This window comes from Barnesiella propionica (assembly GCF_025567045.1).
In the GTDB taxonomy this organism is placed as follows: domain Bacteria; phylum Bacteroidota; class Bacteroidia; order Bacteroidales; family Barnesiellaceae; genus Barnesiella_B; species Barnesiella_B propionica.
This window is the reverse complement of record NZ_JAOQJK010000009.1, coordinates 84,578-97,294: the sequence shown is the minus strand read 5'-3', so window position 1 is coordinate 97,294 and position 12,717 is coordinate 84,578. Positions and strand designations below refer to the sequence as shown.

General features: G+C 41.2%; 9 protein-coding genes. 5 read left to right on the top strand and 4 right to left on the bottom strand.

The annotated features are described in order from the left end of the window. Positions 1–67 precede the first annotated feature (67 nt). The 5 genes from mutA (at position 68) to OCV73_RS12080 (ending at position 8,407) form a co-directional block, all read left to right on the top strand. Positions 68–1,924, top strand: a complete 1,857-nt coding sequence (mutA, locus tag OCV73_RS12100) for a methylmalonyl-CoA mutase small subunit (RefSeq protein ID WP_147552547.1) — start codon at positions 68–70, stop codon at positions 1,922–1,924. 41 nt (positions 1,925–1,965) lie between these two features. Further along, positions 1,966–4,104, top strand: coding sequence for a methylmalonyl-CoA mutase (gene scpA, locus OCV73_RS12095; protein WP_147552545.1), 2,139 nt, complete (start codon positions 1,966–1,968; stop codon positions 4,102–4,104). 104 nt (positions 4,105–4,208) lie between these two features. Then, positions 4,209–4,991 carry a head GIN domain-containing protein gene (locus OCV73_RS12090; protein ID WP_147552543.1) on the top strand — a complete coding sequence of 261 codons (783 nt, stop codon included), beginning with the start codon at positions 4,209–4,211 and terminating at the stop codon, positions 4,989–4,991. A gap of 279 nt (positions 4,992–5,270) precedes the next feature. Beyond that, entirely contained in the window at positions 5,271–7,799 is a 2,529-nt protein-coding gene (locus OCV73_RS12085) for a M6 family metalloprotease domain-containing protein (protein ID WP_147552541.1), read from the top strand. A gap of 74 nt (positions 7,800–7,873) precedes the next feature. Beyond that, the gene (locus OCV73_RS12080) at positions 7,874–8,407 is read left to right on the top strand and encodes a hypothetical protein (RefSeq protein WP_147552539.1); all 534 of its coding nucleotides are present in this window, start codon (positions 7,874–7,876) and stop codon (positions 8,405–8,407) included. A gap of 3 nt (positions 8,408–8,410) precedes the next feature. Here OCV73_RS12080 and mtgA read toward each other — a convergent pair whose 3' ends face one another. The 4 genes from mtgA to prmA form a co-directional block, all read right to left on the bottom strand. Then, positions 8,411–9,118: a monofunctional biosynthetic peptidoglycan transglycosylase gene (gene mtgA / locus OCV73_RS12075; RefSeq protein WP_147552538.1), complete on the bottom strand. Its 708-nt coding sequence runs from the start codon at positions 9,116–9,118 to the stop codon at positions 8,411–8,413. 49 nt (positions 9,119–9,167) lie between these two features. Further along, entirely contained in the window at positions 9,168–11,123 is a 1,956-nt protein-coding gene (locus OCV73_RS12070) for an LTA synthase family protein (protein WP_147552536.1), read from the bottom strand. 182 nt (positions 11,124–11,305) lie between these two features. Then, on the bottom strand, positions 11,306–11,776 hold the full coding sequence (locus OCV73_RS12065) for a GAF domain-containing protein (protein WP_147552534.1): 471 nt from the start codon (positions 11,774–11,776) through the stop codon (positions 11,306–11,308). A 60-nt stretch (positions 11,777–11,836) separates the two neighbouring features. After that, entirely contained in the window at positions 11,837–12,679 is an 843-nt protein-coding gene (prmA, locus tag OCV73_RS12060) for a 50S ribosomal protein L11 methyltransferase (RefSeq protein ID WP_147552533.1), read from the bottom strand. Positions 12,680–12,717: the final 38 nt, after the last annotated feature.

Genomic DNA, 12,717 nt, shown 5'->3' with positions numbered 1-12,717 from the left:
ATATTTATATATAAACATAATAAACTGTAAATGAGACTACTTAAATTATTTAACTTATACAAACACTATGGCAGAATGTAAAGAAAAATTGTTCGACCAATTTCCTCCGGTTTCAACCGAAGAATGGAAGGTAAAGGTCGTAACAGACCTTAAGGGAGCCGACTTCGACAAGAAGCTCGTATGGAAAACCAACGAGGGATTCAATGTAAACCCTATGTACAGAGAAGAAGATATCGCCGATCTTAAAACGACAAATTCTCTGCCCGGAGAATTCCCCTATGTGAGAGGTACCCGCACCGACAATTCCTGGCTCGTTCGCCAGGACATAACTGTAAAATGTGTAAAAGAAGCCAACGCCAAAGCATTGGATATTCTGAACAAAGGGGTTAATTCCATAGGCTTTTATTTAGAAGCAGACCAGATATCTCCGGATAATATAGCAACTCTGTTGCAAGATATCGAACTTGAAAAGGTCGAACTCAATTTCAATGTATGTGTAAAACATGCTTTGGAACTTGTTAAAACTCTCGCGGCTTTCTTCAGTGCACGGGGTGTTGCCGAAAAAGTAAACGGATCTGTAAATTTCGATCCATTCAAACGCATATTGAAAAGAGGCAAGGATTTCAGTAATTATGCCGAAACAGCTACCAAAATAATTGAAGCGGCTGCTGCAATGCCGAACTTCCGCGTACTGGCCGTAGACGGTGTCATGCTTAACAATGCCGGTTCTTTCATCGCACAGGAATTAGGTTTCTCCCTCGCCTGGGGTAACGAGTGGATCGCCAGCCTCACCGATGCAGGACTTACTGTTGACGAAGTAGCCAACCGCATTAAATTCAATTTCGGTATCTCATCCAATTATTTCATGGAACTGGCAAAATTCCGTGCCGCCCGCATGCTTTGGGCACAGATTGTCAAACAATACAATCCTACTTGCGACTGCGCCTGCAAAATGAAAGCTCATGCTCAGACCTCGGAGTTCAACCAGACTATATATGACGCACACGTAAACTTGTTGCGTTCTCAAACAGAAACGATGTCTGCCGCTTTAGCCGGAGTCGATTCTATTACAGTAACTCCTTTTGACAAACCTTATAAAGAATCGGACGACTTCTCCGAAAGAATTGCACGTAATCAGCAATTACTTCTTAAAGAAGAATCTCATCTCGACAAGATAGTAGATCCGGGAGCCGGTTCTTATTATGTAGAAAAACTGACTGTAGCCATTGCGGAACAAGCCTGGAAAATATTTTTGGAAACCGAAGAGAAAGGCGGCTTCTACGAAGCCCTGAAACAAGGTTTTGTACAGGAACAGGTAAATGCTTCATCCGCCACACACCATGTTAACGTAGCACGCCGCAAAGAATCTTTACTGGGAACCAATCAGTTCCCCAATTTCAACGAAACGGCAGCCGATAAAATACAGAATAAAGAAACCGGAAGCACTTGTTGCGGAGGAAACGAATGCAAAGCCGAATTCAGTACGCTTTCATTTAAACGCGCCGCCAGCGATTTCGAAGAGCTGAGACTAGCTACAGAACACGCTGCTAAACGCCCTTCGGTGTTCATGCTTACTATCGGTAATCTGGCCATGAGACTTGCCCGTTCTCAATTCTCTTCGAATTTCTTTGCTTGCGCCGGTTACAAAATTATCGACAACCTCGGATTCGAAACGGTTCAAGCCGGTATCGACGCTGCTTTGTCTGCCAAAGCCGATATCGTAGTGCTTTGTTCGAGCGATGATGAATATGCAACTTATGCACCCGAAGCATTCAAATTATTAGGTGATAAAGCTATTTTCGTTGTTGCCGGAGCACCTGCCTGCATGGAAGAACTTAAAGCCGAAGGCATTACCGAATTCATCCATGTTCGCACCAACGTATTGGATACATTAAAAGCATTCAACGCTAAATTATCTATCTGATTCCAATAAATTAATTTGTGAACAAAGAAAATAAAAAGAAAATGAGACCAAATTTTAAAAATATAGATATCAAATCGGATGCTTTTACCCAACCTGCCGGTAATGTGGCATGCGATGGGGAGAACTGGATCACTCCCGAACTTATTCCAGTAAAACCTATTTATACGAAAAAAGACCTGGAAGGTCTGGAACATCTCAATTATGTTGCAGGTATACCTCCGTTCCTTCGCGGCCCGTACAGCGGGATGTACGCTCTTCGTCCCTGGACCATCCGCCAATACGCAGGATTCTCGACTGCAGAAGAATCCAACGCATTTTACCGCCGCAACCTGGCGGCCGGACAAAAAGGTCTGTCAGTAGCATTTGACCTGGCAACTCACCGCGGATATGATGCTGACCACGAACGAGTAGTCGGTGACGTAGGTAAAGCCGGTGTTTCGATCTGCACACTCGACAACATGAAGACATTGTTCGACGGAATACCCTTGAACAAAATGTCCGTATCTATGACCATGAACGGTGCCGTACTTCCTATTCTGGCTTTCTATATCAACGCCGGACTCGAACAAGGCGCCAAACTGGAAGAAATGGCCGGAACTATACAAAATGATATACTGAAAGAATTCATGGTGCGTAACACTTATATTTATCCCCCGGAATTCTCTATGCGCATCATCGCCGACATTTTTGAATATACTTCCCAAAACATGCCGAAATTCAATTCCATTTCTATTTCGGGTTACCATATGCAGGAAGCCGGAGCGACAGCAGATATCGAGTTGGCATATACCCTGGCCGACGGTCTGGAATATCTCCGCGCCGGTGTTAATGCCGGAATGGACATCGACTCTTTTGCTCCTCGGTTGTCTTTCTTCTGGGCAATCGGTATGAATTTCTTCATGGAAGTTGCCAAAATGCGTGCAGCCCGTATGTTATGGGCAAAAATTGTCAAGCAGTTCAATCCCAAGAATCCTAAATCCCTGGCATTGCGTACGCACAGCCAGACTTCGGGATGGTCTCTTACCGAACAGGATCCCTTCAACAATGTCGGCCGTACCTGTATCGAAGCTATGGGAGCTGCGCTGGGACATACACAATCGCTGCACACCAATGCTCTTGACGAAGCTATTGCATTGCCTACCGATTTTTCGGCACGTATCGCCCGTAATACGCAAATATATATTCAGGAAGAAACTTATATTACAAAAGAGATCGATCCCTGGGCCGGTTCTTACTATGTAGAGAGCCTGACGAACGAACTTGCACACAAAGCATGGGAACATATCCAGGAAATCGAAAAACTCGGCGGTATGGCGAAAGCTATTGAAACGGGAATCCCCAAATTACGTATCGAAGAAGCAGCTGCACGTACCCAAGCCCGTATCGACTCCGGCAAACAAACTATCGTGGGCGTAAATAAATATCGTCTCGAAAAAGAAGATCCTATCGATATCCTGGAAGTAGATAATACGGCTGTACGCAAAGAACAGATAGAACGTCTTAACGATGTAAAAGCACACCGTGACGAAGCCGCTGTAAAAGCTGCTCTGGCTGCTATTACCGAGTGTGTAAAAACAAAGAAAGGCAATCTGCTCGCCCTGGCCGTAGAAGCGGCACGCGTACGCGCTACTTTGGGTGAAATATCGGATGCCTGCGAAGAAGTAGTAGGCCGTTATAAAGCAATCATAAGAACCATTTCAGGCGTGTATTCATCAGAAACCAAACAAGACGCGGATTTTATCCGTGCTACCGAACTTTGCGAAAAATTCGCGAAGAAAGAAGGTCGTCAGCCCCGTATCATGATCGCAAAAATGGGTCAGGACGGTCACGACCGTGGTGCTAAAGTTGTTGCAACCGGTTATGCCGACTGCGGTTTTGACGTAGATATGGGACCTCTGTTCCAGACTCCGGCAGAAGCTGCCCGTCAGGCGGTTGAAAATGATGTTCACGTAATGGGGGTATCTTCCCTGGCTGCCGGTCATAAAACCCTTATTCCGCAAGTGATAGAAGAACTCAAGAAATTAGGCCGCGAAGATATCATCGTAATTGCCGGAGGCGTAATTCCCGCACAGGATTACGACTTCCTATATAAAGCCGGTGTCGCAGCTATTTTCGGCCCTGGTACTTCGGTTGCGAAAGCTGCCTGCCAGATGCTCGAAATCATGCTTGACGAACAATAAGATTTTCAATACTTTTCGAAAAGAGACCGTTCCTGTAGGAACGGTCTCTTTCTATTCGGAATAATATATATATTTGTACAGTAAGATATCTTAAATATCCGACTATGAAAAAACAAACGACAAGATTTATTTTTACATTATTGTTCCTACTATCAGCGGCAAATACCATGGCTCTGGTTCCCAGTAAAAACTATATAACCAAAGCGGTCAGCATCACCTCTCCGTTTCAATCCATAGAAATTACAGGAAGTCCGGACGTAGAATATACCCAGAGCAACGGCAAAGCGACAGTAAGTATTTACGGCTCGGACAATCTGGTAGAGTTACTGGATGTACATGTTTCAAAAGGTACGCTGATCGTAAAATGCAGGAAAAGAATTTCCGCTCAGGGAGAAGACAAACTCAAAGTCATCGTTTCAAGTCCAAGATTGAAGCAGATAAATATAGCAGGTTCCGGAAATGTAGAATTAAAAGGAACTATTAAAGGTGACATGCTCAATATGCATATAACCGGATCGGGGAATATCGAAGGCAAACATATTTATTATGCCGGCATCAATATACATATTTCAGGCAGCGGAGACGTCAGCCTGAAAGAAATAGGAAGTGAAAACCTGATAGCAAAAGTAAACGGATCGGGAAATATAGCTCTTAAAGGAAAAACCGAAACCGCACATTTTGAAGTATCTGGCTCGGGAGAAATCGACGCCGAAAAATTAAAGGCAGAGAAAGTAACAGCACAAGTCTATGGTTCGGGTGATATACAATGCCAAACAACGGATGAATTAAACGCTTATGTTTCTTCGCCGCAAGGAGATATCGGATACACGGGTAATCCGAAAAAGGTTTATAAAAAAGGGCATAAAGAAAATATACGAAAGAATTAAAACGGAACAAGCCGGCTAAAAAGATACCGGTAACAAGAATTCGGTCAGGAGGCCCCTCCTTAACTAAAAAAAGATTCTTTCTTTTAGTTCTCAAATCATTAAAAAGCGTTATATGACTACGCTTTTTCACTCCTTTTATTCCGGTGAAATGAGGGATTTTATCGTTAAAAAATAAGCTTTTACCCCGAAATAAAGTATTTTTATCCATATTTTTTAATTTATATTCATTACAAAGTGTATATTTGTAACCCCTGAATTTTAACCTTCAACTGAATTCATATGAAAATAAAGAAACTTTTACTATTGTTTATCTCGCTTCTTTTAGCAGGAAGTAACGTTCTTTTAGCTGTTCCGGCTAAACGTACTCCTATAACCGCAGAACAGCCAGATGGAAGTACAATCACTATCCTTTTGCACGGAGATGAGTTTCATCACTACACCACAACGACCGATGGTGTAGTTATAGCTCCCGCCGAAGACGGCTATTACCATTATATGGGGTATGATACACAAGGCATGTCTTTTATAAGCAACCGTATAGCTAAAGACGCTATAAACCGATCGGCCGATGACGCAGCATATATAGAAACATTGCAGACCGAAAAACTGATAAATTCTTTCGTCGAAAAAAATTCACAGAGAAGGCAAAGCAAAGCGAAAAATATAAACCGTATAGCACCCATGAAAGCATCCAGCACAGGCAATGTAGAAGGCCTGGTCCTCATGGTGGAATTCTCGGACAAGAAATTCAGCGCCAACGGTACTAACGCCGCTATTGACGAACTCATGAACAAAGAAGGATTCAATAAAAACAACGCCATAGGCAGTGCCCGTGATTACTTTATCTCCCAGTCCGGTGGAAAATTCACTCCTCATTTCAATGTAGTAGGTCCCATTAAACTGGATAAAACCATGGCCTACTACGGAGGAAATAACGATGCAAATGCTCATGAAATGATTATAGACGCCTGCAGGATAGCCAGTGAACAGAATCTCGTGGATTTTTCGGAATATGATAATAACAACGACGGATTTGTCGATCTCGTATACGTTATCTACGCCGGATATTCCGAAGCCGCCGGTGCCCCGGCAAATACGGTATGGCCTCATGCCTGGTATATTTATCAGGGAGCCGGACAAATTGTAAGCGTAAACGGAGTTAAACTCGACGCATACGCCTGTTCGTCGGAGCTCAATGGGACTTCCGGTACCGTATTGGACGGTATAGGGACTTTCTGCCACGAATTCAGTCACACGTTAGGATTACCAGACTTTTACGACACCAGAAGCAACGGAACCAATTTCGGTATGGACGTATGGAGCCTGATGGATTACGGCTGTTATAATGTAGGCGGTAATGTTCCTCTTGGATATTCGGCATACGAAAGAGAATTCGTCGGATGGCTCGATATAGAAGAATTGCAAAATCCCAAGACCATTTCTCTCGAATATATTGCTGAAAGCCAACAAGCTTATAAAATAACATCAACCAACGCCAACCAATATTTCATACTGGAAAACAGGCAAAAGAAAGACTGGGACAAAGGGATGCCGGCTTCGGGTCTTATGATAACCAAAGTAGATTACAACCAATCGGCGTGGGATAATAATGTAGTGAATAATACGACAAACCGTCAACGTTTACAAATAGTACCTGCCGACGGAGTATTGTCTTCAGCTACCGTTTCCAGAGATCTTTATCCTTACGGGAATAATACGTCTTTTACCGAAACCAGTTCTCCCAACCAAAAAATCTATCAAACACTAATCTCAGGAAAACCGGTCACAGAAATTGCACAAGAAAACGGTATCATCACGTTTAAGTTTATGGGAGGGGGAATCTTATCTCCAGAACCTTCGGCAGCTACAGATATTACCAAAACCGGGTTTACAGCCCACTGGAATGCCGTAGAAGAAGCAACCAGCTATTCACTTCTTATCGACCAGCTAGCACTTCCCAAATTAAAGGAAAACTTTACCAAATTTGAAGACGGAACAATTAACGCTCCCGATAAAACAGATTTAACGGAGAATGATGAACTGAATAAATTCATGGAACAGACAGGATGGACAGGCAAATCTGTCTTCCAAGCCGGAAATGCATGCCAGATAGGCCAGGCTTCCGAATCGGGCAATTTACAAACTCCACCTATTGACCTGAGCGGCAACGACGGTGTTTACACGATCACTATTCAGGCCTGCAAAAATTCGATGTCCGCCACAAAAATTCTGAATATAACCGTTAACGGAGAACGCAAAACATTATCTCTCACAGATGATATGCAGGAATACAAAATCATAATGGATAACGGAACGCAAAATACGGTCATAGCATTTTCCGTTCCGGCCAGTAACCGTGCTATCATAAAAGAAATTACGATACATAGCGGAGATATTACCAGCAATTCGGACAATACAGACGACAAATACCCGATGACCATTAACGGAATTCAGGGTACTTCGTACGATGTGACAGGATTGGAAAGCAATTACCTTTATACCTATCAGGTTAAAGCGGTAAAGAACGATACAGAAGAAAGTATATGGTCCAAGCCCGTATCCGTAACCATAAGCGGGAACTCTTCGGTATGTAAACCAGCAATCGCAGCAGATAAAATATATACCAAAGGCAATACTCTCTTTATAGACAGTAACGAGGACTATCCGGTTCAAATATATAATTTATCCGGCATTATGATTCGCGAGACTACGGCAAATCCAGGTATCAACAAATTCATACTTGACATACCCGGTGTTTATCTAATACGTTGCGGTGAAACAGTTGTAAAAGTAATTATTACGAAATAAGAGCACCCAATATTATAGAAACTGCCCGGTTCTTATGTTCCGGGCAGTTTTTTTACAAATACGCATTTCTTCTTATGGATTATTTTTCTATTATAAACGGGGAATTTACGGGTAAAGGGTTTAAAACACATATAGGCTCATATATTCTGGAACATAACGCTTATCAGGAGGCTATGGAAGCCGTAAAGAAATACAGGGACAGCCGGGCATTCTATTCGGCATGGGGGCTCGAATATGCATTTTTTAAAGATAGAGAAAAGTTTACACCTTACCTGGAAAAATTTATAAAAGACATACCGGATATTCGTCATGAAAGTGTACGCCGTGAATATGGAAAGATTCTTTATACACTCTTACAATCCGGACAATTCGTTCCATCTCTGGAAGAAGCAGGTATACTGGCAGAGGCTGTTGCCGGATGGGCTACTGAAGAAAAGGCAAAAATAGCCAATAAAGTATGGTGTTTCGATATTTTATATCTTTTATCGGAACAGATCGACTGGTGCAGGGAGATTCTGAATGATTTGATGGAAAAAGAAATGTTGTCTCCTTCTCCCGGATTGTCTCACCGTATAAAAAAGATAAAGGCATTAATGGGACAAGAATAAAATTTATTCGAAATTCACCGGAGCAATTTTCCCCATTAAAGACATGATCTGACGCTGACGTTTTAACATATAAGGGGAAGGAGCAGCAGAATTAAATTTACGGGGATTGGGCAACGTGGCAGCGATTAATGCGCACTGGGATTTGGTAAGCCGTGCGGCATCCCGGCCAAAATGCTTATTGGCAACCGCCTGAGCGCCATAAATATTTTTTCCCATCTCTATCGAGTTAAGGTAGACTTCCATGATACGTTCTTTACCCCAAAACACCTCTATTAAAAATGTAAAATAAATTTCCAGTCCTTTTCTTATTACAGAATGTCCCGGCCATAAAAATACATTTTTGGCTGTTTGTTGAGAAATGGTACTGGCGCCTCTTGCTCTTTTTCTTGTTTTATTTTCTTCTATTGCTTTCTGTATCTGGTTAAAATCAAATCCGTGATGGGTCATAAACAGATTATCCTCCGAAGCCACGACCGCCAGAGGTAACCAACGCGATATATCATTCAACGGAACCCATTCATGATAGAATCCGGGAGAATCTCCCTTAACCACATTTTGTACACTGCGAATAAGCATCAGAGGCGTTATATATACAGGCATATATTTCAAGATTATCACAGCACCAACAGAGGATAACAGAAAGAAAAGAAATAAATTCCTCATCCATCTGACTGCTTTTTTCGCCCATTTGTTTTTAGAATTATTCTGCATATTCTTAAAAAAGATCTGTTCCGGTTTGTAACTTACGGACTTTCCTATTTCAGCCAACGGGCGACAAAGATAACCGATTTTCCACAAGACGATGCGTATATTCCTGCAAAAAAGCTTTTAAACGCATTTCCATCGGTCTGGCAATATCAGGTTTCTCATTCAATATATTATGAAGTAAAACGGGGTCTTCCATACGATCAAAAAGTCCCACGCTTTTCTCCCCGTCAAACTGCAGCAGATAATTTCCTTCCATAATCTGATACAGACCATACACATAATTAACTGCGAAATGGGGTATCGAATCATTAAATACAGAATTTCCCAACGAAATACGTGTCCCCGGATATCCCAATATATCCAAAACGGAAGGAGTAATATCTATCTGAGAAACTACAGCAGAATCTTTTTTTACCATTAGGCTCCTGTCGGGCGTATAAAAAATCAAAGGAATACGGTATAGCGTATTAGGAGAATTATAATCGGCATTGCTCATATTGAAGGCATGATCGGAAGTTATTACGAACAAGGTATTTTCATACCATTTCTTTTTCTTCGCTTCCTCAAAAAAAGTCTCCAGCACATCATTAACATATTCAACAGTCTGTTCCATCGTATTATCGGGAAAACGATACTTTCCTTTATATTCGCCGGGGATATTAAACGGAGTATGCGACGTAATAGTGAACCAGGAAGCTAAAAAAGGAGTTCTTTCTTGATCCAAATCCTTTAAAATAAAATCGGCCATCTTATCATCCCAGATACCCCAATGTCCATCGAAATCGGCATCATTTCCATAATCTTCCCGTCCCATAAACCTGTCATATCCCATGGCTTTGGAAAAAGAAGCGAAAGCGTACGAACCTTTGTTACAACCACAATAAAAAACGGACGAGTATCCTTCTGGTTTCAACAGAAAAGGCAAAGCATCTACTTTATTTTGATTATAAGGAGAATTCATATAAATAAGGGGATGAAATGCAGGAAAACCGCCTAAGACGGAATTTATCCCTTCTACCGAACGCCGGCCCTGGGCATAAGCACTCGTACAGACATAACTATGAGCTGCCAGCGAATCGACGAAAGGCATCAGGTTATTAGCATAAACAGAATCGACCTGTATCTTATTGAACGTTTCATAAAAAGCACTTCCTATACCTTCCAGAATAATAATAAATACATTCTTTTTATTCATGTGCCCGTCTGCACTCCCCGTATAGACAGGATTATAATATGTAGCGACCTGCTCCGGGGACATATAATTCCGCACCGCTATTTTATGCTGTTTACCAATAGACCGAATGATGGTAAAAGGTGTATTTAACACCAGGCTGATATCCCGGTTATTATCTACATATTGAATCGCATCTCCCACGGCTAAAGGAAAATCTCTCCGCATATGTCCCCGAATCCCTATAAATGTAATGGCTGAGAACAAAAATAGCATCAGCAAACTAAAAATAAATTTCACCTTTTGATTACGGAATGTCATTCTCTTTATACGTACACCCGATGAGAGATATATTAATAAAAAGATAAAGAAAATACCCCAAACTGCTACAGGCCAGAATGTAACCAAATGACCTCCGAAAATTACCACTGCATTTTTGTCTTCGAAAAACTCCAACAAATAAGACCATTGTGTGCGACTGCTCGTAAACCTGTAAAATGGAGCATCCGCCATATTCATAATGATACCCATACCGTTACAAACGATATATACTATATTTGTCAGTTTAATATAGGAGTGTTTATTAACAAACTCAAAAGGCAGTATCCTCAACAATATAAAAAGCAAATTCAAATAAAAAACAGCTGCCAGATCGAAGCGCACACCTCCCCAAAATAATTTTAAAAGCTCCCCGACCCGAATTCCTGCAAATAAATCCTGATTATAAAGATAATAAAACAATCGTGTCAACACCATCATCAATATCGCTATTATGAGCTGATATAGTGTGGCAGAATATATGTTCAAATCAAATTTAAACCGAAAAGAGTATTTCATAATTTACGCAATCGAATAAATAAAATATATTCTATAATTTCATTATGAAACTTTTTATACATCAACAGCACTCGTTCGTCAACAGCTTTAATTATCGGAGGTTCATAAGAAACAGAACAAAACTAAAAAACAAAATATAAAAACACCAACAGGACAAAATCACATAAATCAAACCATTTGTCTCAGGCCGCTCCAGCCGTTATCAATCTTATGATTTTTTGTAAGCCGCACATGTCCGTATCATCAAAATATGCAGTGCATTCACTATCTATATCCAACACACCTACCACCTCGCCCTCTTGAAATACAGGTATCACAGCCTCGGACCGGGATAAAGAACTACAGGATATATGTCCCGGAAAAGCATCCACATCAGGGACATTTAAACTTTCAGCCCTTTTCCAGGCAGTCCCGCATACACCTTTACCGTATGCAATCCTTTCACACGCATCCGGTCCTTTATACACATCCAAAAAAAGATGTTCACCTTTTACCCAATAGAAGCCTACCCACAGGAAATTCATTTCCCCGGCTAACATCTCTACGACTGAGCGTCTCAATTCATACGGAGATAGGGAGTAACGAACGAGTTTTTGAATTTCGTTACAGATATGTTTATATTTACTCTCTTTACTATAACCGGGCGAGATCATAAAGTATAAATAAAGATAAGACCGGATATAACATCCGGTCAATTATTTTCACAAATCGGGTTACAACATTTTAAATTCCACTGCGACCCAACGGTTTTTTTCCTCATATCCCAAAAATTCTAAACCGTATTTTCGGGCCTCTTCACGTATAACAGGGATGTCTTCTACATAAAAGCCGCTCATGTACAAAAAAGATCCATGATGCATACATTTTGCATAAGCACAAATATCAGCTAATAAAATATTCCTGTTGATATTTGCAAAAATAACATCATAGTTATCTTCTCCTAATATTTCGGCTCCTCCCAATAAGACTTTAATACCGGGAGTATGGTTCAATCTTATATTTTCCAAAGCGTTTTCATAAGCAAATGCGTCGATATCTATAGCAGTAGCATCGGATGCTCCTTTCATTACAGCCAGTATAGCCAGTACTGCCGTACCGCATCCCATATCCAGTATCTTTTTCCCTTTCAGGTCTGCTTTTAATATTTCACCTATAATAAGACTCGTCGTTTCATGGTGGCCTGTTCCGAATGCCATCTTCGGATCGATCAGGATATCATAACGAGCCTTTGGTACATCGGTATGAAATGTACTGTGGATCACACATTCATCTCCTATTACTATAGGCTTAAAATAATTTTTCTCCCACTCTTCATTCCAGTCACGACCGGCTACAAATTCCGATTTATAATCGATTTTAGCTTCCATCGGAAACGCTTCTATAACGCCCCGAAGAGAACCTTCGTCATATAAAGGCTGAGGAACAAAAGCCGTAAGACCGTTTTCATCCGGAACAAAACTTTCATAGCCTATCTCTGCCAATAGAGCGGCCAATATATCCGTAGCTGTCTCACTATAAGGGATAACAGCCAATTTTACCTGCGTATAATCATTCATATTATATTTCATCTTGTATTTCCTACAAAGAAACATAT